The following is a 23,572-nucleotide window of genomic DNA, read 5'->3' on the forward strand; positions in this document are numbered from 1 at the left end:
GGGGTACGGGAAGGTCCTCGGACTGGACGGGGGTACACGGAAGTGACCCTGTTTCCGAGGGTTGAAGAAGGGGCGGATTCGCCCTATCGCATTCGCTTGCTCACGGAAAACGCTCCTCGAGAGACCAGGACCCCTGGTGTCGAGGGATCCGCGCTTGCCGTAGACCTCGCTGCCTACGACCTGGTCATCACCCGGGGCACCCCGCCACGGAAGGAGGGTTGCCGGACAGCAAGCCGGGGCCTAAACGCTGTCACTCGTGACCTGGTCAGCATCTTGCCACACGATCACCACGATGCAAGACCCCGGTCCGTATGGCGGACCGGGGCCTTGGCCGGAAACGATCTGTGGTTCAGGCGTTGCTCGCCGCCACCCACCGGTCCAGCGCCGCGCGGGCCGCACCCGAGTCGATCGCCTCCGCCGCCCGGGCGATGCCCGCCCGGATCTGCTCCTCCAGGGTGCCGGTGCCCGGGTCGAGGGCGACCAGGGCCGCCGCCGAGTTCAGCAGGACCGCGTCACGGACCGGGCCGGTCTCCCCGGCCAGCAGCCGGCGGGCGACGTCCGCGTTGTACGAGGCGTCCGCGCCGCGCAGCTCCGACACGTCGACCAGCGGGATGCCGACGTCTCGGGGGTCGAAGGACTGCTCGTCCACCCGTCCGTCCCGGACCCACCACACCCGCGAGGTCGCGGTCGTGGTCAGCTCGTCGAGGCCGTCGTCGCCCCGGAACACCAGGGCCGAGGAGCCGCGCTCGGCGAGCACCCCCGCCATGATCGGCGCGATCCGGGCGTCGGCCACGCCCGTCGCCTGGGCCCGTACCCGGGCCGGGTTCGTCAGGGGGCCGAGGAAGTTGAAGGTGGTCCGGATCCCCAGCTCCTTGCGGGCCGCGGCCACGTGCCGCAGCGCCGGGTGGAACTTCACCGCGAAGCAGAAGGTGATGCCCGCCTCCTCCGCGACCTCGGCCACCCGGGCGGGGGTGAGGTCCAGGTTGACGCCGAGCTTCTCCAGGACGTCCGAGGCCCCGCTGGCGGAGGACGCGGCCCGGTTGCCGTGCTTGACGACCTTGGCGCCCGTGCCGGCCACCACGACTGCCGACATCGTCGAGATGTTCACCGTCTTGGCCCCGTCGCCGCCCGTGCCGACGATGTCCACCGTCCGGCCCGGCACCTCGATCAGGTTGGCGTGTCCGTACATGGCGCGCACCATGCCGATGATCTCCGCGACCGTCTCCCCCTTGGCCCGGAGCGCCACCACGAAGCCCGCGATCTGGGCGTCGGTGGCCTCTCCGCGCATGATCCGGTCCATGGCCCAGGCGGTGTCGTCGGCGCTCAGGTCCCGGCCGGTCAGCAGGGCGTCGAGGACGCCCGGCCAGCCACGGGCCGCCACGCTGTCGCCGCCTGCCGGGGTCAACACGTTCATGGTCCGCTCCTGCGTTCGTCCACGTCGAAAAGGGGAAGACCCCAAGCCTATCCAGCCCCGGAGACGGCAAAGAGCCCCGTCCCAGACACTGGACGGGGCTCTTGCCGTGGCGACACCAGGACTGGCCGAAACCAGTCCCTCATGCGTTCAGCAGGGGATCAGTGGTGGCCGTGGCCGCTCTGGATCTCCTTGTACTCCTCAACCGTGGGCTTCGGAATCTGGTTGTTCTCCGCGTAGAAGCCCTTGCTGAGCTTCGCGCGCATCTTCTCCGTGCCCTTGACCTTGCGCACGACACCGTTCTCGTCGACCGTCGGGCCGATCTCGACCGGCGCGTACTGCTCGTGCGAGGTGAGGGTGTGCAGCTTGCCCTGCGACAGCGGCTCGTGGACCTCGACGAACTCACCGTGCGGCAGGCGCTTGATGATGCCGGTCTCGCGACCGTGCAGCACCTTGTCCCGGTCCCGGCGCTGGAGGCCGAGGCAGATCCGCTTGGTGATGATGAAGGCGATGACCGGGCCGACGAAGAAGCCGATGCGGGCGAACCAGGTGATCGAGTTGATCGACAGGTGGAAGAACTGCGCGAACATGTCGTTTCCACCGGCGATCAGCAGGATGACGTACCAGGTCAGCCAGGCCACACCGAAGGCGGTACGGGTCGGGACGTTGCGCGGGCGGTCCAGGATGTGGTGCTCGCGCTTGTCACCGGTGACCCAGGCCTCGACGAACGGGTACACCGCGATCGTGGCCAGGACCAGCGGGAAGACCACCAGCGGGATGAACACGCCCAGGACGAGCGTGTGGCCCCACAGGTTGATCTCCCAGCCCGGCATGGCACGGATGAGGCCCTCGGAGAAGCCCATGTACCAGTCCGGCTGCGCGCCCGTGGACACGTGGTCCGGGACGTACGGGCCGAGTGCCCAGATCGGGTTGATCGAGGCGACGCCCGCGATGACCGCGATGATGCCGAAGACCAGGAAGAAGAAGCCGCCGGCCTTCGCCATGTACACCGGGAGCAGCGGCATGCCGACGACGTTGTTGTTCGTCTTGCCGGGCCCGGCGAACTGGGTGTGCTTGTGGAAGAACACCAGGATCAGGTGCGCCACCAGCAGACCCAGCATGATGCCGGGCAGCAGGAGGATGTGGATCGAGTAGAACCGGGCCACGAAGTCGTGGCCGGGGAACTCGCCGCCGAAGAGGAACATCGACAGGTACGTGCCCACGATCGGCACGGACAGGATCGCGCCCTCCATGAAGCGGACACCGGTGCCCGAGAGCAGGTCGTCCGGCAGGGAGTAACCGGTGAAACCGGTGAACATGCCGAGGACCAGCAGCAGGAAGCCGAAGACCCAGTTGACCTCGCGCGGCTTGCGGAACGCGCCGGTGAAGAAGACGCGCATCATGTGCACCATCATCGCCGCGACGAAGATCAGTGCCGCCCAGTGGTGGATCTGCCGGATGAGCAGACCGCCGCGGACGTCGAAGCTGATGTCCAGGGTCGAGGCGTAGGCCTCGGACATCCGGACGCCCTGCATCGGCACGTACGAGCCGTGGTACACGACCTCGTTCATGCTCGGGTGGAAGAAGAGCGTCAGGTACACACCCGTGAGGATGATGATGATGAAGGTGTACAGGCAGATCTCACCCAGCATGAAGGACCAGTGGTCCGGGAAGATCTTGCGCATGTTCGCCTTGGCCAGGCCGTAGATGCCCAGGCGGCCGTCCGCCCAGTCAGCCACGCGTTCGCCGGCCGGCGCCTTGCGCCCAGTTTCAGTGGCGGTGCTCATCCGCGCTCCCAGAAGGACGGACCGACGGGCTCTTCGAAGTCACCGAGCGCTTCGAGGAAGCCTTCGGCATTGACTCCGATCCGCAGCTGCGGAAGTGCGTGACCGGCCGGGCCGAAGATGACCCGGGCGCCGTCGGAGAGGTCGAAGGTGGACTGGTGGCACGGGCAGAGCACGTGGTGCGTCTGCTGCTCGTACAGGCTGATCGGGCAGCCGACGTGGGTGCAGATCTTGGAGTAGGCCACGATGCCCTCGTGGGACCACTCCAGTTCCTTCTTGTCCTTGATGTCCTCCGGCTGGATCCGGACGATCATCAGGGCGGCCTTGGCGATCTGCGACATGTAGTCGTGCTGCTCCTCCTCCAGCCCCTCGGGCTGGGCGAAGGTCAGCGAACCGACCGTGACGTCCTCAGGACGCAGCGGCTCATTCGTGTTCTGGTTGATGAGCAGCTTGCCCTTGGCCCACAGGGTCTTGCGCAGCTTGTCCTCGGGCAGCGGGCCCAGGTCGCGCAGGATGACGACACCGGCGAGCGGCACCAGGGCCAGCGCGCCGAGCATCGTGCGGCGGATCAGGGGGCGACGGGTGATGTTCGACTCGTCGGTACCGGCCCGGAAGTCGCTCATGACCTGAGCCTTGACCTCCGGCGCGGCGGCGATCTCGTGCCGCTCGTCGGCGATCTCCACGTCGGACATCAGGGTGCGGGCCCAGTGGACCGCGCCCGCGCCGATGAGGAAGAGGGCCAGGCCCAGGGTCAGACCGAGGCTGAAGTTGAGCGCGCTCACCTTCCCGATGGGGAAGATGTACACGATCTTGTCGATCGGGATGGTCACGAAGGCGGCGATGAAGCCGATCGTGGACAGCATCGACAGCACGAACATCAGGGCCACGGTGCGCTCGGAGCGCTTGGCGGCCGCCTCGTCGATGTCCTGGATGCGCGGCCGGTGGGCCGGCATGCCCGGGTCGGCGAACGGGTCGTCCGCGACCGCTACGGCACCGTGGTGCGCGTCGCCCTGCTCACTCGGCAGGTGCTTCTCTTCGGGAATGTCTTGGCTACTCATGACTTCTTGGCCTTAGCGGTGTGGGCCGCGACCCAGACGGCGACAGCGATCAGCGTTCCCAGACCGAAGATCCAGCCGAACAGACCCTCGGAGACGGGGCCGAGGCCACCGAGCTTGAGGCCACCGGGGTTCGTCGACTTGTCACCGTTCACGTTCTGGAGGTACGCGATGATGTCCTTCTTCTCCTTCTCCGGCATCGTGCTGTCGGGGAAGGAGGGCATGTTCTGCGGGCCGGTGAGCATGGCCTCGTAGATGACCTTGGGCTCGACGCCCTCAAGGTTGGGGGCGTACTTGCCGTTCGTCAGTGCGCCGCCCTCGCCGGTGAAGTTGTGGCACTGCGCGCAGTTGTTGCGGAACAGTTCGCCACCCTTGGCGATGTCGGCACCTGCCGGGTCGTACTGCTTCTCGGACGGCACGCTGGGCCCGGCGCCGAGGGACGCGATGTAGGCGGCCAGCTGGTCGATCTGCTCCTGCGAGTAGATCGCGGGCTTCTTCGGGACCTGCGCGCCCGGCTGCTGGGCGGGCATGCGGCCCGTGCTCACCTGGAAGTCGACGGCTGCGGCGCCGACGCCGACCAGGCTCGGGCCGTCAGAGGAACCCTGACCGCCGGTTCCGTGGCAGCTTGCGCAGCCCACGGCGTAGAGCTTCTTGCCCTCCTCGATGGCGAGGGACTGGGCGGTTTCATCGGCCTGCGCCTTGCCTGCGGGCGCGAAGGCGGCGTACAGCCCCCCAGTGGCCGCCAGGGCGAGGAGTAGAACGACGACCGCCGCCAGCGGATGGCGTCGTCGTGCGGAGAGCTTTTTCACGGATTACCCCGGTGTCAGGATCTTCTGCGTCGGTGTTTCTGGATGGAGTGCCGGGACCTGCCCGGTGACGTGTTCGCTACTTGATCAGGTAGATCGTCGCGAAGAGGCCGATCCAGACGACATCGACGAAGTGCCAGTAGTAGGACACGACGATGGCCGACGTGGCCTGTTCGTGGGTGAACCTCTTGGCCGCGTACGTCCGGCCGAGGACCAGCAGGAAGGCGATGAGACCGCCCGTCACGTGCAGACCGTGGAAGCCGGTGGTCAGGTAGAAGACCGAGCCGTACGGACCGGACGAGAGGCTCATGCCCTCGTGCATGACCAGCTCGGTGTACTCGAACACCTGGCCGCCAATGAAGATGGCACCCATGACGAACGTGATGATGAACCACGTCCGGAGCTTCTTCACGTCACCCCGCTCGGCGGCGAACACGCCGAGCTGGCAGGTGAGCGAGGAAAGCACCAGGATCGTGGTGTTCGTCGCCGAGAAGGGCAGGTTCAAGGCCGAGGCCTCGGCTGTCCAGTACTCGGCGCCTGTCACGGATCGCAGGGTGAAGTACATCGCGAAGAGGGCCGCGAAGAACATCAGCTCGGAACTCAACCAGATGATGGTTCCGACGCTGACGAGGTTCGGCCTGTTGACCGTCGGGTGCGCGTGCCCGGTATCTACTGTCGTTGCTGTCGCCACGACCGACATTATGTCGGTCGCTTATCCCGCCCTCACCCTGGGGGGTGCCGTTCGGAGTGTCCGGGGCGTGTGCAAGGCCCGAACGGCCCATCAGAGCGGCCCCGGAAGCGCCGGGTCGATGCTGTCCGAACCGATGTTGACACGGGGTCGGACGGAGTAGCATCCGCGCATCAAGAGCGTGATTCACGGACACGTGGAGGAACGAAATGCGGGCGACTGCGCGGGTTCTGGTCTACAGCGACGACGCGGGCACCCGGGAGCAGGTGCGCATGGCGGCCGGCCGCAGGCCCGCCGCTGACCTGCCGCCGGTGGAGTTCCTGGAGTGCGCGACCCTTCCGGCGGTCCTGTCCGCGCTGGACGCGGGCGGCATCGACCTGTGCGTGCTGGACGGCGAGGCGGCCCCGGCCGGGGGCATGGGCGTGTGCCGGCAGATCAAGGACGAGATCTTCCGCTGCCCGCCGGTGCTGCTGCTGATGGGGCGGCCTCAGGACGCATGGCTGGCGACGTGGAGCCGTGCCGACGCGGCCGTCACCCTTCCGGTGGATCCTGTGGAGTTCGCCGAGGCCCTGGCGGGCCTTCTGCGGGCCCGTCTGTCCCTGGACGCCTGAGCAGGTCCCGTACGGCCCCACGGGCTCCCCTGGGGCCGTACGGGACCTTGTGCCCCAACTCGCAGCCCCCGCCGGGCGCGGCGCGGCCCACCCGGCGGGGTACGGCGGCAGGAAGCGGTGGGGCCGTCCGCGCGGTCGCCGACGCTGCAGGAGGCGTCTGCGGGCGCGTACGGCCCCACGGGGCGGGCAGCGGACGGCCGGAGCCGTCCGGTCAGACGGTGGGCCGCAGCCGGGCCTGGTCGACGGCGCTGCGGCCTTCCTGGGTGCCCTTCAGGAGTGCGCTGCCCTCGCGCCAGTCCTTCCAGTCCATGTTCCAGTCGCCGAAGCCGTTGCCGAAGATGTCCATGTCGTCGCCGATGCTGTTGATCACCTGGACGATGTCGCCCTCGGTGATGTTCTCGTAGAACCAGGCGGCGTTGCCGGTGCTCATGCCGGTGCACCCGTGGCTGACGTTCTCGTAGCCGTGCGAGCCGATGGACCACGGCGCGGCGTGGACGTATTCACCACTCCAGGTGACGCGGGTCGCCCAGTAGACGGGCAGGTTGTAGTACTCGCTGCCGCCGATGCCGACGGTGTCGCCGCGCATCTGGACGTAGTACTGCTTGCCGAGCACCACCTTGATGCCGTTGCGGGTGGAGAAGCCCGGCTTTCCGGTGGTCACCGGGATGGAGTTGACCACTTCTCCGTTGCGCTTGAAGGTCAGCCAGTGCGAGGAGGCGTCGGTGGTGACCTCGACGCGGTCCCCGATCTCCAGCTTCAGCGGCTTGGCCGCGGCCCCGTGGAGCTCGTCGGTGACCCGCACGCCTTCCAGGTTGCTCCGTACGGAGACCTCGGTGTTGGCGGGCCAGTAGTCCTTCGGGCGGTAGTGCAGCGTCTTGTCGTCCACCCAGTGCCAGGCGCCCTCGACCCCGGCCGGGGCGTCGACGACCAGACCGCGTTCGACGACCGCGCGGGCCGCCTTGTCCTTGACGGGCTCGTTCAGTTCGGCGGTGAGGGGCTGTCCGACGCCGTACTTGCCCTCCTCCGGGCCGAACTCGACCTGGAGGACCCCCTTGGACGGGGTGGTGTCGAAGGTGAGCGTGCGCTGGCCCGGGGCGCCGCGCTCGTCCTCGGTGTTCACGGTGACCGTGTAGCGGACGCCCGCGGCCATCGGGACGGTGCTGTGCCAGCGGTCGCCCTTGGCGGAGAGTTCGCCCGCCAGGCGGCGCCCGTGGGTGTCCACGGCGGTCACGTCGGTGATCCGGCCCTTGCCGCTCTTGGCGGTGACCTCCAGGGGCCGGTTGGGGTCGACGGGGCGGCTGCCGGAGCTCTGGTTGAAGGCGACCTGATCGCCCGCGTCGTACGGGCGGGCTGACAGCGGGTTCTTCTCGCCGGACCCGCATGCGGTGGCGCCGGCCCCGAGGGACGCGACCAGCAGGGAGCAGCTGAGTACCGTCCAAAGACGCGGTGAGTGCTTCATGGAGCCAACGCTATGAAGATATGACAAATCCGGCGCGCGGGATGACTGCAAACGAGGGGCCCGGACCCCTCCGAAGAGGTGTCCGGGCCCCAAGTTCCGCGCGACGCAGCCGCGCGAGCGGTGCTACTGGTTCTGGTTCTCACCGCGGTAGTACTCGTACACCCAGCCCCACAGACCGATCAGGATGACCGGGGCCGAGAAGTACATGAGCCACCAGCCGAAGACGACGCCCAGGAAGGCGAGCGCGCCACCGATGGCCAGCGAGAGCGGCTGCCAGCTGTGCGGGGCGAAGAACCCCAGCTCGCCCGCCTCGTCGGCGACGTCGGCCTCCAGGTTGTCCTGGGCCATCTCGTCCACGCGCTTGGCCGTGAAGGCCAGGTAGTAGCCGATCATGACCGTCAGGCCGAAGGTCAGGAACAGCGCGGTGGTGCCTACGGGCTCCTTCGACCACACGCCGTACACGACGGCCATGATCAGAACGAAGAAGGAGAGCCAGAGGAACATCTTGCCCTGGATCTTCACTTGCCGGCCTCCTTGCCACCGGTGACGGCCTTGACGCCGGCACCGTGGTCCTCGAGGTGGTCGAGGGCCGCGATCTCCGGGTGGTGCAGGTCGAACGCCGGGGATTCGGAACGGATCCGCGGCAGGGTGAGGAAGTTGTGCCGCGGCGGCGGGCAGGACGTCGCCCACTCCAGCGAACGGCCGTAACCCCACGGGTCGTCGACCTCGATCTTCTTGCCGTACTTCGCCGTCTTCCAGACGTTGTACATGAACGGCAGCATCGACAGGCCCAGCAGGAAGGAGCTGATCGTCGAGATCGTGTTCAGCAGGGTGAAGCCGTCGGCGGCCAGGTAGTCCGCGTAACGACGCGGCATGCCCTCGGCGCCCAGCCAGTGCTGCACCAGGAACGTGCCGTGGAAGCCGATGAACAGCGTCCAGAAGGTGATCTTGCCGAGGCGCTCGTCCAGCATCTTGCCCGTGAACTTCGGCCACCAGAAGTGGAAGCCGGAGAACATCGCGAAGACCACGGTGCCGAAGATGACGTAGTGGAAGTGCGCGACGACGAAGTACGAGTCGGAGACGTGGAAGTCCATCGGGGGCGAGGCCAGGATGACGCCGGTCAGACCACCGAAGGTGAAGGTGATGAGGAAGCCGACGGCCCAGAGCATCGGTGTCTCGAAGGACAACGAGCCCTTCCACATGGTGCCGATCCAGTTGAAGAACTTCACACCGGTCGGTACCGCGATCAGGAAGGTCATGAAGGAGAAGAACGGCAGCAGCACACCGCCGGTGACGTACATGTGGTGGGCCCACACGGTCACCGAGAGGCCGGCGATCGCGATCGTCGCGCCGATCAGGCCGATGTAACCGAACATCGGCTTGCGGGAGAAGACCGGGATCACTTCGGAAATGATTCCGAAGAACGGCAGGGCGATGATGTACACCTCTGGGTGTCCGAAGAACCAGAAGAGGTGCTGCCACAGCAGTGCGCCACCGTTGGCCGAGTCGAAGACGTGCGCACCGAACTTCCGGTCGGCCTCCAGCGCGAAGAGCGCGGCGGCCAGCACCGGGAAGGCGAGCAGGACCAGGACACCGGTCAGCAGCACGTTCCAGGTGAAGATCGGCATGCGGAACATCGTCATGCCCGGAGCGCGCATGCAGATGATCGTGGTGATGAAGTTGACCGAACCGAGGATCGTGCCGAAGCCGGAGAAGGCCAGACCCATGATCCACATGTCGGCGCCGATGCCCGGCGAGCGGACGGCGTCCGACAGCGGGGAGTAGGCGAACCAGCCGAAGTCGGCGGCGCCGTTCGGCGTGGCGAAGCCGGCCACCGCGATGGTCGAGCCGAAGAGGTACAGCCAGTACGCGAACATGTTCAGCCGCGGGAACGCCACGTCGGGCGCGCCGATCTGCAGCGGCATGATCCAGTTCGCGAACCCGGCGAAGAGCGGCGTCGCGAACATCAGCAGCATGATCGTGCCGTGCATCGTGAACGCCTGGTTGAACTGCTCGTTCGACATGATCTGCGTACCCGGACGGGCCAGCTCGGCGCGCATGAAGAGCGCCATGATCCCGCCGATGATGAAGAACACGAACGATGTGACCAGGTACATCGTGCCGATGGTCTTGTGGTCGGTAGTGGTCAGCCACTTCACGACGACATTGCCCGGCTGCTTGCGCCGTACCGGCAGCTCGTTCTCGTACGAGTCAGCTGCGGCGGCACCCTGAGGTTCGTTGAGGATGCTCACAGTTTGTTCGTCTCCGCATTCCGGGCCGGGTCGGTCTGCTTGATGCCCGCCGGCAGGAAGCCGGTCTGCCCCTTCTCGGCCAGCTGCTTCAGGTACTCCTGGTACTTCTCAGGCGAGACGACCTTGACGTTGAAGAGCATCCGGGAGTGGTCGACACCGCAGAGCTCGGCGCACTTGCCCATGAAGGTGCCCTCCTGGGAAGGAGTGACCTCGAAGACGTTGGTGTGGCCCGGGATGACGTCCTGCTTGAACAGGAACGGGACCACCCAGAAGGAGTGGATCACGTCGTTCGACGACAGGATGAAGCGGACCTTCTCACCCATGGGGAGGACCAGGGTCGGCCCCGGGTTGCCGGTCTGCGGGTTCCGGTCGCCCGGGACGCCCTTCTCGTAGACGCCCTCGGCGCCGGCGGGGAAGGCCTTGGAGAAGCGGTCCGGGATGGAGGCGAGCTCCTTGGGGACCTCGCCCGCCTTCGGGGTGGCCGCGTCGCCGTCGACGTCCTCGATGTAGTTGAAGCCCCAGCTCCACTGGTAGCCGATCACGTTGATCGTGTGCGCCGGCTTGGCGGAGAGGGAGAGCAGCTTCGACTCGTCACGCGCGGTGAAGTAGAAGAGCACCGAAACGATGATGAGCGGGACCACGGTGTACAGCGCCTCGATGGGCATGTTGTACCGGGTCTGCGGCGGAACCTGCACCTTCGTCCGGCTACGCCGGTGGAAGATGACGCTCCAGATGATCAGGCCCCACACCAGGATGCCTGTGATGAGCGCGGCTGCCCAGGATCCCTGCCACAGGGAGAGGATGCGCGGCGCCTCCTCGGTTACCGGAGTCGGCATTCCGAGGCGGGGGAAGTTCTTCCATGTATACGAGCAACCAGTGGCGGTCGCCAGGACCACGCCCGCAGTCAGCGCCTGCAGCAGCTTCCGCCGCATCGGGCGCCGCGGCGAGCGGTCGGAGCCGTAGGGACTCACGTAGCGCCTTCCCGAGAGTCTCGGCCCGCGCGGCCGGCCGCGGCCGTGTTCGGGTCGGTCGCCGGCCCTGACGCAGGCAGGGGTTTGGATGTTTATGCGGACCAAACCCTACTGGACGCTATTTGGGGTCGCGCGGGGAGGGTGCCCAACGCGCCGCTACTGCCCCCGAAGGGATGGATCCGCCGTCCGGGGGACGGTGCGATCGGCCCTGACCGGCCCCCTCCGGAAGACATCTGACGGCCCCTGACCTCGTACGGTCCCGGGCTCCGGCTAGCGTGACCGGATGCCGTACTTCGACAGCGCGTCCGCCGCCCCCCTGCACCCCGTGGCCCGGCAGGCGTTGCAGGCCTCCCTGGACGAGGGCTGGGCCGATCCGGCCCGGCTGTACCGGGAGGGACGGCGCGCCCGGCTGCTGCTGGACGCGGCGCGGGAGGCGGCCGCGGAGTCCGTGGGCTGTCGCGCCGACGAGCTCGTGTTCACTCCTTCGGGGACGCACGCGGTTCACACGGGCCTCTCGGGGGTCCTCGCCGGTCGCCGGCGTGTCGGCGGGCATCTGGTCGTATCGGCGGTCGAACACAGTTCTGTACTGCATGCGGCGGACGTGCACGAGCGGACCGGAGGCACCGTCACCCAGGTCCCGGTGGACCGGTACGGCGCGGTCGACGCGGCCCGGTACGCCGCCGCCCTGACCCCGGAGACCGCCCTGGCCTGCCTCCAGTCGGCCAACCACGAGGTGGGCACGGTGCAGCCGGTCGCGGAGGTGGCGCAGGCGTGCGCCGCGGCCGGGGTGCCGTTGCTGGTGGACGCGGCGCAGTCGCTGGGCTGGGGCCCGGTGGAGGGCGCCTGGTCGGTCCTCGCCGCGAGCGCCCACAAGTGGGGCGGCCCGCCCGGGGTCGGGCTGCTCGCGGTCCGCAAGGGGGTCCGGTTCTCCCCCCAAGGCCCGGCGGACGAGCGGGAGTCGGGGCGCTCCCCCGGCTTCGCGAACCTTCCCGCGATCGTGGCGGCGGCGGCCTCGCTGCGGGCCGTACGGGCCGAGGCCGAGGCGGAGGCCGCCCGGCTGCGGGTCCTGGTGGACCGGATCCGGCGGCGGGTGGTCCGGCTGGTCCCGGACGTGGAGGTGGTCGGCGCCCCGGACCGGCGGCTGCCCCACCTGGTCACCTTCTCCTGCCTGTACGTCGACGGGGAGAGCCTGCTGCACGAGCTGGACCGCGCCGGTTTCTCGGTCTCCTCCGGCTCCTCCTGCACCAGCTCCACACTGACCCCCAGTCACGTGCTGCGGGCGATGGGGGTGCTGTCGGAGGGGAACGTACGGGTGTCCCTGCCGCCGGGGACCACGGCGGAGGAGGTCAACGCGTTCCTGGAGGTGCTGCCGGGTGCGGTGGCGGGCGTACGGGAGAAGCTCGGCGTGAGCGAGCCCCCGGCGGTGGAGCCGGTGGCCGACTCCCTGGAGCTGGACGCGCTCGGCCTGCGCTGCCCCCAGCCGGTGATCGAGCTGGCCCGGGCCATCGGCCGGGTCCCGGTGGGCGGCACGGTGACGGTCGTCTCCGACGACGAGGTGGCCCGGCTGGACATCCCGGCGTGGTGCGCGATGCGGGGCCACGCCTACCTCGGCGAGGCCGGACGCCCCGCGGGCGTGGCGTACACGGTCCGCCGCCAGGTCTGACCCGGGGCGCAGGCAGGGGCCGGCCCCGCGCTCGTGCGCGGTCCGGCCCCTGCCTGCGGGTGCCCGGCCGTTACGCGGCCAGGTGGGCGCGGACCTCCGCCGCGGCCTCTTCCCCGTACGCCTTGGTGAAGCGCTCCATGAAGTGGGCCCGGGCCAGGGTGTACTCCTGGGTGCCGAGGGTCTCGATGACCAGCGTCGCGAGCATGCAGCCGAGCTGCGCCGCGCGCTCCAGGCCCACGCCCCAGCCGAGACCGGTGAGGAACCCGGCGCGGAACGCGTCGCCGACGCCGGTCGGGTCGACCTTGGCGGTCTCCTCGGGGCAGCCGACCACGATCGGGGCCTCGCCGGCCCGCTCGATCTTCACGCCGTTGGAGCCGAGGGTGGTGACCCGGGTGCCGACCTTGGCGAGGATCTCCTCGTCGGTCCAGCCCGACTTCGACTCGATGAGGCCCTTCTCGTACTCGTTCGAGAAGAGGTACGTCGCGCCCTCCATCAGGGTGCGGATGTTCTCGCCGTCCATGCGCGCGATCTGCTGGGAGAAGTCCGCGGCGAAGGGGATCCCGCGGGTGCGGCACTCCTCCGTGTGGCGGAGCATCGCCTCGGGGTCGTCCGCGCCGATCAGGACGAGGTCCAGGCCGCCCACGCGGTCGGCGACGGCCTTCAGCTCGATCAGCCGGGCCTCGCTCATCGCGCCCGTGTAGAAGGAGCCGATCTGGTTGTGGTCGGCGTCGGTGGTGCACACGAAGCGCGCGGTGTGCAGCACCTCGGAGATCCGGACCGACTCGGTGTCGACCCCGTGCCGGTCCAGCCAGGCGCGGTACTCGTCGAAGTCGGAGCCGGCCGCGCCGACGAGGACCGGGCGGCTGCCGAGCTGCCCCATGCCGAAGCAGATGTTCGGGCCGACGCCGCCCCGCCGTACGTCGAGGTTGTCGACGAGGAAGGAGAGGGAGACCGTGTGCAGCTGGTCCGCGACCAGCTGGTCGGCGAAACGGCCGGGGAAGGTCATCAGGTGGTCAGTGGCGATGGAGCCGGTGACTGCGATACGCACGGCGTGGATGCTCCTGCGAAGGACGGCAAGGGGACAGTCAAAACTACCCGGTCGGCAGCCTTGTTCCGACCGTACGAAACTACCCCGTAGTAGGGCTTTCTTCACGTACGCCCGGATGCCTACGGTTCGGACATGACCTTCACCGATGGCTTCGGTCACACCGAGTACACCGCCGACCTGCGCGCCGCGGAAGCCTCGCGTCAGCCAGGCTTGGCGCAGCTGCTGGGCGACTGCGCGCGGATGGCCCCGCACTGGGCGGTCCCGGCGGGCCCGCGTCCGGCCAGGGTGGCCCCGTCCCAGATCCACGGGATCCGGGTGCCGGCCGCCTCGGCGCGGCTGATCGCCTCCACGGCCGCGTACGGGGACCAGTAGCCCCGGGGGAACCGGTTTCGGCTCTGCTCCGTCCCACCCGCATCACGTACGACGGAACGGGCGAAGGAGCGATGCGGTGACCAGCGAAGAACCCGACACATCACGCGGCACTCGGCGGCGGCCGGCCTGGGCCATCGGCTCGATCGCGGCCGCGGTCCTGCTCGCGGGCGGCGGGGGCGCGTACTGGGCCTCGACGGCCCACGGGGAGGGCTCCGGGGGCGGCCGTGCGGCGGACAGCGCGGCCTCCGCGCCCCGTTCGGCCGGGGACCCCTCGGGGCCGGGCATCGCGCCCGGGGAGCCCGACCCGTCCGGCGGCGGGGTGGTCTACCGGGCCGAGGTGAAGCTGCCGGAGGCCCCGGCGACGGCGCCCGCCTTCACCGCGTCCGGGGAGGTCTCCGCGCAGGAGGTGGCCCGGCTGGCCGCGGCCCTCGGGGTGCCCGGCGACCCGCGGCTGACCGGCGACGTCTGGCTGGCCGGGGAGGCCGCCGACGGGTCCGGACCGCGGCTCACGGTGTCCCGCAAGGCCCCCGGCACCTGGAACTACACCCGGTTCCAGGCGGGCAACGGCAACGGCACCGGGGACGACTGCGTGCGGGGGAAGGACACCTGCGGCCCCGCCACCCTCCCCCAGGGCGGCGCGGACCAGGGCGCGGACACGGGCGCCGGCACGGACAAGGGCGCGGCCACCCCGGTGTCCGAGGAGGCCGCCAAGGCCGCCGCTGCCCCGGTCCTGGCGGCGGCCGGGCTGGACGGGCCCCGGCTGGACGCCCGCCTGACCCAGGGCTCGGTGCGGGTGGTGACGGCGGACCCGGTGGTCGGCGGCCTGCCCACCCAGGGCTGGTCCACCAAGGTGGGCGTGGACGCGGCTTCCCAGGTGGTGACGGGCAGCGGCGAGCTGAAGGCGCCCCAGCGGGCGGGCGAGCAGAAGGTCGTGGGCGCCGTGGAGGCGCTGGCCCGGCTGAACTCCGCCTCGGGCGGTTCGGACGGCAGCGGCCCGGGACCGAGCGCCTGCGCGACCTCGGTCCCGCTGGACCCGCAGACCCCGCCGCAGGCCACGGACACCCTGCCCTGCAACCCGGAACCGCGCCCGATGAAGCCCCCGCGCACGGAGACGGTGCGGGGCGCGGCGCTCGGGCTGGTGCCCGGGACGGTGGACGGGGCGCGCGGTCTGGTCCCGGCCTGGCTCTTCGAGGTGGCGGGCAAGGACGGCGGCCCCGGCCGTACGGTGAGCCAGCCGGCCGCGGCCGAGGAGTCCGCGGTGCCGCCGGGGGACGGCCGGACGGTGCCCGGGTTCTCGTACCAGGAGGCGGACCGGAAGCTGACCGTGAACTTCTGGGGCAGCCCGTGCTCCACGTACGCCCTGGAGGCGCGCGAGCAGCCGGGATCGGTCCTGGTGAAGATCACCGACACCCCGAACCAGCCCGGTCAGGCCTGCATCATGCTGGCGCAGGAGATGTCGCTGACGGCCACGCTCCAGCAGCCGCTGGGCGACCGCAAGGTCGTGGACGCGACCACGGGCAAGCCGCTGGCCCGGCAGTAGCCCAGACGCGCGAGAGGGCCCGCTCCCGGTCGGTTACGACCGGGAGCGGGCCCTCTCGCGGGACCCGGCAGGCTTAGCTGAACGAGTCGCCGCAGGCGCAGGAACCCGTGGCGTTCGGGTTGTCGATCGTGAAGCCCTGCTTCTCGATGGTGTCGACGAAGTCGATGGAGGCGCCGTGGAGGTACGGCGAGCTCATCCGGTCGGTGACGACCTTCACACCGTCGAAGTCCTTCACGACGTCGCCGTCGAGGGAACGCTCGTCGAAGAAGAGCTGGTAGCGCAGGCCGGAGCAGCCGCCGGGCTGGACGGCGACGCGGAGGGCGAGGTCCTCACGGCCTTCCTGCTCCAGCAGGGTCCTGACCTTGTCGGCGGCGGCGTCGGACAGGAGGATGCCGTCGCTCACAGTGGTCTTGTCGTCCTGTACGGACATCTGCATTCACTCCCGAAGTGGGCGGCTCCCCGCCGGAGACAGGGAAACGTCGGACTCTTGCCGTCGGTGGCAACGAGCGGGGCCGCGGATTCATTCCGGGTCCCGACGCGTGTTTCAGATATTCATGCTCGCACACCACGCAGGCGGACGGACCGGACCGGACGACAGCAGATGCGTCACATTGACACTATCGGCATCGTCAAACTGACGTGAAGCGGTTATGATAGATAGCGTCAAATAGACGAGAAGTCGAAGCGCCTCTGCCTTCAGAAGTCCCTTGTCGCAGAACAGAAAGGGTGCGTGTCGTGACCACCGCCCAGCCTTTGGACGTCCAGCCGACGCCCCTTGCCCTGCTGCTGCTCGGCCGCGAGGCCGACCCCAAGAGCGAGCGCGGGGTGGAATGTCCCGGCGACCTGCCCTCGCCCTCGGACCCGAACCTGGTGGAGCGCGCCCGCGCGGCCAAGGAGAAGCTCGGGGACAAGGTCTTCATCCTCGGCCACCACTACCAGCGTGACGAGGTCATCGAGTTCGCCGATGTGACCGGTGACTCCTTCAAGCTGGCCAAGGACGCGGCGGCCAAGCCGGAGGCCGAGTACATCGTCTTCTGCGGCGTCCACTTCATGGCCGAGTCCGCGGACATCCTCACCTCGGACGACCAGAAGGTGGTCCTGCCCGACCTGGCCGCCGGCTGCTCGATGGCCGACATGGCCACCGCCGAGCAGGTCGCCGAGTGCTGGGACGTGCTGACCGAGGCCGGCATAGCCGGGAGCACGGTCCCCGTCTCGTACATGAACTCCTCCGCCGACATCAAGGCCTTCACCGGCAAGCACGGCGGCACGATCTGCACGTCCTCCAACGCGAAGAAGGCCCTGGAGTGGGCCTTCGAGCAGGGGGAGAAGGTGCTCTTCCTCCCGGACCAGCACCTGGGCCGCAACACCGCCGTCCGCGACATGGGCATGTCCCTGGACGACTGCGTGCTGTACAACCCCCACAAGCCGAACGGCGGCCTGACCGCCGAGCAGCTGCGGGACGCCAAGATGATCCTGTGGCGCGGCCACTGCTCGGTCCACGGCCGGTTCTCGGTCGACTCGGTCAACGACGTCCGCGCCCGCATCCCCGGCGTGAACGTGCTGGTCCACCCCGAGTGCAAGCACGAGGTCGTGGCGGCCGCGGACTACGTCGGCTCGACCGAGTACATCATCAAGGCGCTGGAGGCGGCCCCGGCCGGCTCCAAGTGGGCCATCGGCACCGAGCTGAACCTGGTCCGGCGGCTGGCGAACCGATTCGCCGCCGAGGACAAGGAAGTCGTCTTCCTCGACAAGACGGTCTGCTTCTGCTCGACCATGAACCGCATCGACCTCCCCCACCTGGTGTGGACCCTGGAGTCCCTGGCCGAGGGCAACCTCGTCAACCAGATCCAGGTCGACAAGGAGACGGAGAGCTTCGCCAAGCTCGCGCTGGAGCGCATGCTCGCGCTCCCGTAACGGCGCCCGCCGGACGACGAAGGGGCGGTCCCCCCACGGGACCGCCCCTTCGTGGCTCTCGAAGGAGCCCTGCCGGTCAGACTCCGGCCGGGGTCTCCTCGTCGGAGGACCGCGCCGGGGCCGGGACCACCGTCAGGCGCGCCGTGCGCTTCGTGCGGCGGCGCTCCTTGCGGAGTTCGACCATCGTGTACAGCGTCGGCACCAGGAGCAGCGTCAGCAGGGTCGAGCTGACCAGACCGCCGATCACGACCACCGCGAGCGGCTGCGAGATGAACCCGCCCTCGCCGGTGACACCGAGCGCCATCGGGAGCAGGGCGAAGATCGTCGCCAGGGCCGTCATCAGGATCGGGCGGAGCCGGTGCCGGCCGCCCTCGACGACCGCCTCGACCACGCCCAGGCCCTGGGCCCGGTACTGGTTGACCAGGTCGATCAGGACGATCGCGTTGGTCACCACGATGCCGATGAGCATCAGCATGCCGATCATCGCCGGGACGCCCATCGGGGTGCCGGTGACCAGGAGCAGGCCGAGTGCGCCGGTGGCCGCGAACGGCACGGAGACCAGCAGGATCAGCGGCTGCACCAGCGAGCGGAACGTCGCCACCAGCAGCATGAAGACGATCGCGATGGCCGCGAGCATGGCCAGGCCCAGCGAGCCGAAGGCCTCGTCCTGGTCCTGGGAGACACCGCCGATGGAGGCCGTGGCTTCCTCGGGCAGGTCCAGTTCCTTGAGCTTCGTCTGGAGCGCGGCGCTGACCGCGCCGGTGTTGTCGCCGAGCGGCTTCGCGGTGACGGTGGCGGCGCGGGCGCCGTCGATCCGGGTCATCGCGACCGGGCCGGGGACCTCCTTGACCTCGGCGATGTCGCCGAGCTTCAGCGGGCCGACCGGGAGGGCCTGGAGTTCGGCCAGGGTGGTGGCCGGCTGCGCGGACCTGATGACGATGTCGCGCTCGGTGTCCTCCAGGACCGCCTTGCCCGCCGGGGTGCCCCGTACGGCCTGGGCGACGAGCGCGCCGAGCGCGGCCTGGTCCAGGCCCGCCTCCGCGGCCCTGGGGGTGGCCGTGACCGAGATGCGCGGCACGGACTGGGACAGGTCGCTCTGGACGTCGGTGACGTCCTTGAGCTCGGCGACCTCGGCGCGGACCTGCTCGGCGGCCTTGGCGAGGACCTCGCCGTCACCGGCCTTGACGACCACGCTGAGGTTCTGGCTGCCGAAGCCGTCGCCCGCCACGATCTTGGTCTCGCCGATGCCGTCCAGCCCCGCGAGCGCGCCCTCGATGTCCTTCTTCACCGCGTCCGCGTCGCCCGCGTCCTTCAGCGAGACCTGGTACGAGGCCTGGTTGGAGCCCGTACCGCCGCCGAAGGCCGCGAGGAAGCCGGAGGAGCCGACGGTGACCTGGTAGCTCTTCACGCCGTCGATGCCGGACAGCGCCTCCTCCACCTTGCGGCTCGCCTCGTCGGAGGCGGCCAGCGAGGTGCCGGGGGCCAGCTCCTGCTTGACCGTCAGGACGTCCTGCTCCCCCTGGTCGAAGAAGTTGGTCTTCAGCAGCGGGGTCATCCCGAAGGTGGCGACGAGGACGACCGCGGCGATGGCCACACTGGTCAGGCGGCGCCGGGTGGCGAAGCCCAGGACCCTTACGTAGAAGGTCTGCAGGCGGCTGCGCGCCTCCTTCTCCTCGGCCTCGCGGCGGGCCTTCGCCGCGCTCTCGGCATCGCCCTCCGTCACGCCCTTCGGGGCGCGCAGGAACCAGTACGAGAGCACCGGCACGACCGTCAGCGACACGAGCAGCGAGGCCAGCAGGGCCGCGGTGACCGTCAGCGAGAAGGAGCCGAACAGCTCGCCGATCATGCCGCCGACGAGACCGATCGGCAGGAAGACGGCGACGGTGGTGAGCGTGGAGGAGGTGACCGCGCCCGCGACCTCCTTGACCGCGGTGAGGATGGCCGACTGGCGCTCCTCGCCGTAGCCGAGGTGGCGCTTGATGTTCTCCAGGACCACGATCGAGTCGTCGACGACCCGGCCGATGGCGATGGTGAGCGCGCCCAGGGTGAGCATGTTCAGGGACAGGTCGCGGGTCCACAGCACGATCAGCGCGAGGACGACGGACAGCGGGATGGAGACCGCGGTGACCAGCGTCGAGCGCAGCGAGCCGAGGAAGACCAGGATCACGATCACCGCGAAGAGCAGGCCGAGCAGGCCCTCGGTGGTGAGGCTGGAGATGGACTTGGCGACCGCCGGGCCCTGGTCGCTGACCACGGTCAGCTCGGCGCCGGCGCCGAGGGTGGAGCGCAGCTCGGGGAGCTTGTCCTCGACCGCGTCGGAGATGGCGACGGCGCTGCCGTCCTTGTCCATGGTCAGGACGAGGGCGAGGCTGGGCTTGCCGTTGGTCCGGGTGATGGAGACGGGCTTGGCCGCCTCCTGCTTGACCGCGGCCACGTCGCCGAGGCGCACGGCGGGCCTGCCGGGGCCGGGGCTCAGGCGCAGGTCCTCGACCTGGGCGAGGGAGGTGTATCCGGCGCCCACGCGCACGCTGCGGTTCTTGCCCGCCTCGTCGAAGGATCCGGCGGGGACGGTCGCGCCGCCCGCCTGGAGGCCCCTGGCGAGGGCGGCCCCGTCGAGGCCGGCGGCCGCGAGCTTCGCGTCGTCGGGGGTGACGGTGACCTGGAGCTCCTGGACTCCGTCGACGGTGACCTGGCCGACGCCGTCGATGTCCGACAGGACGGGGACCACGGAGCCTTCCAGCTGGTCGGCGAGGGCCTGCTGGTCCTTGTCGGAGGTGACGGCGAGGATCACCGTGGGGATGTCGTCGGTGGAACCGGCCACCACCTGCGGGTCCACCTCGGCGGGCAGCCGGACGCGGGCGCGGTTGACGGCCTGCTGCACGTCGGCGACGAGCTGCTTGGTGCCGCTGTCGCCGTAGTCGAAGGTGGCCATGATGAGGGCGTTGCCCTCGCTGGCGGTGGAGGTGATGCCGGTGATGCCGTCGACGCCCTTGAGGGTGGCCTCGATCGGTTCCACGACCTGCTTCTCCACCACGTCGGGCGAAGCGCCCTGGTACGGCGCGAGCACGGAGACCATGGGCAGTTCGATGGACGGCAGCAGCTGCTGCTTGAGCTGCGGGATGGCTATGGCACCGAAGAGCAGGGCGACGACCGACACGAGGCCGATCAGGGCTCTCTGGGCAAGGCTGAAGCGGGACAGCCAGGACATGGGCGGGGATCTCTCTGCAGTGACGTGACGAAGCCGTGCCGTCGGGCAGCACGCGCCAGGGGATTCCCACCCTGGCCCACGCGCCGGGCGCGCTGCGTCGCTCGCAGGTCCCGTCCTTATGTGCGGCATACCGCGTCCGCAGTACGCCGTACTACTGCGTTCCCGCCCCGGCGGGAGACGACCTAGTCGGCGCGGGGCCGGACCAGTCCCGATTCGTAGGCAATGACCACCAATTGCGCCCGGTCGCGGGCGCCGAGCTTGGCCATGGCCCGGTTCACGTGGGTCTTGACGGTGAGCGGGCTGACGTCCAGGCGCGCGGCGATCCCGTCGTTGGACAGCCCCGCGGCCACGTGGACGAGGACCTCGCGCTCCCGGACGGTCAGTGCACCGAGCCGCTGCGCGTGCGCCCCGGCCGCGGCTGCGGCCGTGTGCGGGTCGGCCCCGCCGCCCTGGGCGAGGAAGGTGGCGATCAGCCCTTTGGTCGCGGCCGGGGAGAGCAGTGCCTCACCGGCGGCGGCGACGCGGATCGCGTTGAGCAGTTCCTCGGGCTCGGCGCCCTTGCCGAGGAAGCCCGAGGCACCGGCCCGCAGGGCCGCGGCGACGTACTCGTCGACCTCGAAGGTCGTCAGCATCACCACGCGTACGGCGGCCAGTTCCGGGTCCGCGCTGATCATGCGGGTGGCGGCGAGCCCGTCGGTGCCGGGCATCCGGATGTCCATGAGCACGACGTCGGGGCGGCTGCGCCGCGCCAGTTCGAAGGCCTCGGCCCCGTCGCAGGCCTCCCCCACGACCTCCATGTCCGGCTCGGAGTCGACGAGCACCTTGAAGGCGCTGCGCAGCAGGGCCTGGTCGTCGGCGAGCAGCACCTTGATGGGTGCGCCGGGTACGGGGGCGGCCGGGTCCGTCGGGGTGTGATCCACGGGACGAGCGTACGCGGGCCCCGGACGCCGCCGGGGTCAGCCCAGGGCGAGCACGATCAGGGCGGTGGTCGCCGCGACCTCGGCCAGGGCTCCGAAGACGTCACCGGCGACTCCGTCGAAGCGGCGCACGCAGCGGCGCAGCAGCAGTTCCGCGGCGAGCAGCCCGGCCAGGACCGCCGCGGCGCACCGGCCCGCGGCGGGCAGGCCCAGCGGGAGCGCGGCGAGGACGGCGCCCGCCACGGCCAGGGCGGTCACGGCGGCGGCCACGGTGTGCGGCACCACGCCCGCGACGGCGGCGCCCAGCCCCTCGGGGCGGGCCGGCGGGACGCCCTCGCGGGAGGCCAGGGTCATGGCGAGGCGGGCGGTCACGGCGGCGACCACGGCGGCGAGGCCGCCGCGCACCCAGCTGTCCGCGTAGGCGTCGGCCAGGGCGGCGGTCTGCACCATCAGCAGGAGCACCAGGGTCACGACGCCGAAGGGGCCGATGTCGGACTGCTTCATGATGCGCAGGGCCGCCTCGGCCGGTTTGGCGCTGCCCAGCCCGTCGGCGGTGTCGGCGAGCCCGTCCAGGTGCAGCCCGCGGGTCAGCGCGGCGGGTACGGCGACGGTGACGGCCGCGGCGAGCAGCGGGCCGCCGCCGCCCAGCAGCAGGAGCACTCCGGGAACGGCCGCGAGCAGGCCGACGACCAGCCCCGCGAGCGGGGCGCAGGCCATTCCGGTACGGGCCGCGGGACGGTCCCAGCGCGTGATGCGGGCGGGCAGCACGGTCAGCGTGCCGAACGCGAAGCGGACGCCGTCGCGGAGCGAGGCGCGCTCGGAGGGCGGCAGCTGAGGGTCTTCGAACGAATCTGTCATCGGCGCGAACGCTACCCGCTTACAGTGAGCGGTAAATTGCCCAATACGGGGCGAATGGGCAGCCGCCACAGAGAGGGCCGGTGCTATGGGTCACTGGTGGTACCGCAACATCCTCGAACCCGGGAAGCTGCCGCTGCTGCTCGCCCTGCTCTCCTTCGTCCTCTCGTTCCTGATCACCCGGGTGATCACCCGCCTGATCCGCGCGGGGCGGGGGCCGTTCAAGAACGTCACCCCGGGCGGGATGCACGTCCACCACGTGGTGCCGGGGGTGATCCTGGTGGTCATCGGCGGGTTCGGCGCGGTGGGCAGCAGCAACCACAGCTTCGGTGCGCTGCTCTCGGCGGTGATCTTCGGGCTGGGCGCGGGCCTGGTCCTGGACGAGTTCGCGCTCATCCTGCACCTCGACGACGTCTACTGGAGCGAGCAGGGCCGCAAGAGCGTGGAGATCGTGGTGCTGACGGCCGCGGTGGTCGCGCTGGTACTGGGCGGCTTCCTGCCCTTCGGGGTCAACGAGCTCACCCACGACGAACGCCAGAGCCGCGGGCTGGTCGTGATGAACACCGCCACGAACTTCTTCCTGGCGCTGCTCGCCCTGTGGAAGGGCAAGGCGCGCACGGCGGTGTTCGGGACGGTCATCCCGTTCGTGGCGCTGATCGGCGCGGTACGGCTGGCCCGGCCCGGATCGCCGTACGCGAAGAAGTTCTACGCGAACCGCCCGAGGGCCCGCGCCAAGGCGGGGCTGCGCGCCTTCCACCACGACCGGCGGTGGGCGGCGCCGCGCCGCAAGTTCGAGAACTTCATCGGCGGGACGCCCGACCCGATGCGGGCCGTACGCGCGGGCGAGGGCAGCGGCGCGGGCCCGGTCGGCGGGCCCGGAATGGGCGGTGGCCCAGGACCGGGCGGGCCGGGCGAGGCGGCCGGGCCCGGCAAACCGGGCGGCAGGGCGGAACCGCCCGCACCGCACTGAGGCGGCGCCCCCGGACGCCGACGGGCCCGCTCCCGTAAGGGAGCGGGC

At 70.1% G+C, this 23,572-nt stretch carries 20 protein-coding genes and 1 riboswitch; of the genes, 6 read left to right on the forward strand and 14 right to left on the reverse strand.

Annotated elements, in window-relative coordinates; all coding sequences use genetic code 11:
* Positions 1-145: 145 nt before the first annotated feature.
* A riboswitch (SAM riboswitch) is annotated at positions 146-262 on the reverse strand.
* An 87-nt stretch (positions 263-349) separates the two neighbouring features.
* The 5 genes from trpD to ctaE form a co-directional block, all read right to left on the reverse strand.
* Complete coding sequence (trpD, locus tag IO30_RS0131150; protein ID WP_031148526.1) at positions 350-1,414, reverse strand: anthranilate phosphoribosyltransferase; 1,065 nt, start codon at positions 1,412-1,414, stop codon at positions 350-352.
* 158 nt (positions 1,415-1,572) lie between these two features.
* Positions 1,573-3,198 carry a cytochrome bc1 complex cytochrome b subunit gene (qcrB, locus tag IO30_RS0131155; RefSeq protein WP_031148528.1) on the reverse strand — a complete coding sequence of 542 codons (1,626 nt, stop codon included), beginning with the start codon at positions 3,196-3,198 and terminating at the stop codon, positions 1,573-1,575.
* Positions 3,195-4,253, reverse strand: a complete 1,059-nt coding sequence (qcrA, locus tag IO30_RS0131160; RefSeq protein ID WP_031148530.1) for a cytochrome bc1 complex Rieske iron-sulfur subunit — start codon at positions 4,251-4,253, stop codon at positions 3,195-3,197. Before qcrA ends, qcrB begins: the two co-directional genes overlap by 4 nt.
* On the reverse strand, positions 4,250-5,059 hold the full coding sequence (gene qcrC / locus IO30_RS0131165) for a cytochrome bc1 complex diheme cytochrome c subunit (protein WP_031148532.1): 810 nt from the start codon (positions 5,057-5,059) through the stop codon (positions 4,250-4,252). Before qcrC ends, qcrA begins: the two co-directional genes overlap by 4 nt.
* A 76-nt stretch (positions 5,060-5,135) precedes the next feature.
* A complete protein-coding gene (gene ctaE, locus IO30_RS0131170) occupies positions 5,136-5,756 on the reverse strand; it encodes an aa3-type cytochrome oxidase subunit III (protein ID WP_031148534.1) in 621 nt (206 codons plus the stop codon).
* Between the two features lie 197 nt (positions 5,757-5,953).
* On the opposite strand from ctaE, the gene IO30_RS0131175 reads away from it, so the two are divergent.
* Positions 5,954-6,355: a DNA-binding transcriptional response regulator gene (locus IO30_RS0131175; RefSeq protein ID WP_031148536.1), complete on the forward strand. Its 402-nt coding sequence runs from the start codon at positions 5,954-5,956 to the stop codon at positions 6,353-6,355.
* Between the two features lie 211 nt (positions 6,356-6,566).
* Here IO30_RS0131175 and IO30_RS0131180 read toward each other — a convergent pair whose 3' ends face one another.
* The 4 genes from IO30_RS0131180 to ctaC form a co-directional block, all read right to left on the reverse strand.
* The gene (locus IO30_RS0131180; RefSeq protein ID WP_031148538.1) at positions 6,567-7,814 is read right to left on the reverse strand and encodes a L,D-transpeptidase; all 1,248 of its coding nucleotides are present in this window, start codon (positions 7,812-7,814) and stop codon (positions 6,567-6,569) included.
* Positions 7,815-7,937: 123 nt separating this feature from the next.
* Positions 7,938-8,336 carry a cytochrome c oxidase subunit 4 gene (locus IO30_RS0131185; protein WP_031148539.1) on the reverse strand — a complete coding sequence of 133 codons (399 nt, stop codon included), beginning with the start codon at positions 8,334-8,336 and terminating at the stop codon, positions 7,938-7,940.
* On the reverse strand, positions 8,333-10,066 hold the full coding sequence (gene ctaD / locus IO30_RS0131190) for an aa3-type cytochrome oxidase subunit I (RefSeq protein ID WP_031148541.1): 1,734 nt from the start codon (positions 10,064-10,066) through the stop codon (positions 8,333-8,335). The genes IO30_RS0131185 and ctaD overlap by 4 nt, the downstream gene beginning before the upstream one ends.
* Positions 10,063-11,037, reverse strand: coding sequence for an aa3-type cytochrome oxidase subunit II (gene ctaC / locus IO30_RS0131195; protein ID WP_031148543.1), 975 nt, complete (start codon positions 11,035-11,037; stop codon positions 10,063-10,065). The genes ctaD and ctaC overlap by 4 nt, the downstream gene beginning before the upstream one ends.
* Before the next feature lie 283 nt (positions 11,038-11,320).
* Between ctaC and IO30_RS0131200 the strand changes: the two genes are divergently transcribed.
* Positions 11,321-12,700: a cysteine desulfurase/sulfurtransferase TusA family protein gene (locus IO30_RS0131200; RefSeq protein WP_031148545.1), complete on the forward strand. Its 1,380-nt coding sequence runs from the start codon at positions 11,321-11,323 to the stop codon at positions 12,698-12,700.
* A 70-nt stretch (positions 12,701-12,770) separates the two neighbouring features.
* On the opposite strand, the gene IO30_RS0131205 is transcribed toward IO30_RS0131200, so the two are convergent.
* Positions 12,771-13,748 carry a carbohydrate kinase family protein gene (locus IO30_RS0131205; protein WP_031148547.1) on the reverse strand — a complete coding sequence of 326 codons (978 nt, stop codon included), beginning with the start codon at positions 13,746-13,748 and terminating at the stop codon, positions 12,771-12,773.
* Between the two features lie 132 nt (positions 13,749-13,880).
* On the opposite strand from IO30_RS0131205, the gene IO30_RS0131210 reads away from it, so the two are divergent.
* On the forward strand, positions 13,881-14,120 hold the full coding sequence (locus IO30_RS0131210) for a hypothetical protein (RefSeq protein WP_051859733.1): 240 nt from the start codon (positions 13,881-13,883) through the stop codon (positions 14,118-14,120).
* Positions 14,121-14,196: 76 nt separating this feature from the next.
* Entirely contained in the window at positions 14,197-15,660 is a 1,464-nt protein-coding gene (locus IO30_RS47760; RefSeq protein ID WP_031148551.1) for a hypothetical protein, read from the forward strand.
* Between the two features lie 73 nt (positions 15,661-15,733).
* Here the strand turns inward: IO30_RS47760 and erpA are convergent, their stop codons facing one another.
* Positions 15,734-16,090 carry an iron-sulfur cluster insertion protein ErpA gene (gene erpA / locus IO30_RS0131220; protein ID WP_031148553.1) on the reverse strand — a complete coding sequence of 119 codons (357 nt, stop codon included), beginning with the start codon at positions 16,088-16,090 and terminating at the stop codon, positions 15,734-15,736.
* 296 nt (positions 16,091-16,386) lie between these two features.
* Here erpA and nadA point away from each other — a divergent pair, with 296 nt between their 5' ends.
* Positions 16,387-17,574, forward strand: a complete 1,188-nt coding sequence (gene nadA / locus IO30_RS0131225) for a quinolinate synthase NadA (RefSeq protein ID WP_078904331.1) — start codon at positions 16,387-16,389, stop codon at positions 17,572-17,574.
* Between the two features lie 76 nt (positions 17,575-17,650).
* Here the strand turns inward: nadA and IO30_RS0131230 are convergent, their stop codons facing one another.
* From IO30_RS0131230 to IO30_RS0131240, 3 genes are all read right to left on the reverse strand, one after another.
* The gene (locus IO30_RS0131230) at positions 17,651-20,782 is read right to left on the reverse strand and encodes an efflux RND transporter permease subunit (RefSeq protein ID WP_031148555.1); all 3,132 of its coding nucleotides are present in this window, start codon (positions 20,780-20,782) and stop codon (positions 17,651-17,653) included.
* Between the two features lie 182 nt (positions 20,783-20,964).
* Complete coding sequence (locus IO30_RS0131235; protein ID WP_051859734.1) at positions 20,965-21,702, reverse strand: response regulator; 738 nt, start codon at positions 21,700-21,702, stop codon at positions 20,965-20,967.
* Between the two features lie 36 nt (positions 21,703-21,738).
* Entirely contained in the window at positions 21,739-22,557 is an 819-nt protein-coding gene (locus IO30_RS0131240) for an adenosylcobinamide-GDP ribazoletransferase (RefSeq protein ID WP_051902677.1), read from the reverse strand.
* A gap of 85 nt (positions 22,558-22,642) precedes the next feature.
* Here IO30_RS0131240 and IO30_RS0131245 point away from each other — a divergent pair, with 85 nt between their 5' ends.
* Positions 22,643-23,524 carry a hypothetical protein gene (locus IO30_RS0131245; RefSeq protein WP_237403478.1) on the forward strand — a complete coding sequence of 294 codons (882 nt, stop codon included), beginning with the start codon at positions 22,643-22,645 and terminating at the stop codon, positions 23,522-23,524.
* Positions 23,525-23,572 lie beyond the last annotated feature (48 nt).

Origin of the sequence: Streptomyces xanthophaeus (assembly GCF_000725805.1) — a bacterium.
Taxonomy (GTDB): domain Bacteria; phylum Actinomycetota; class Actinomycetes; order Streptomycetales; family Streptomycetaceae; genus Streptomyces; species Streptomyces xanthophaeus.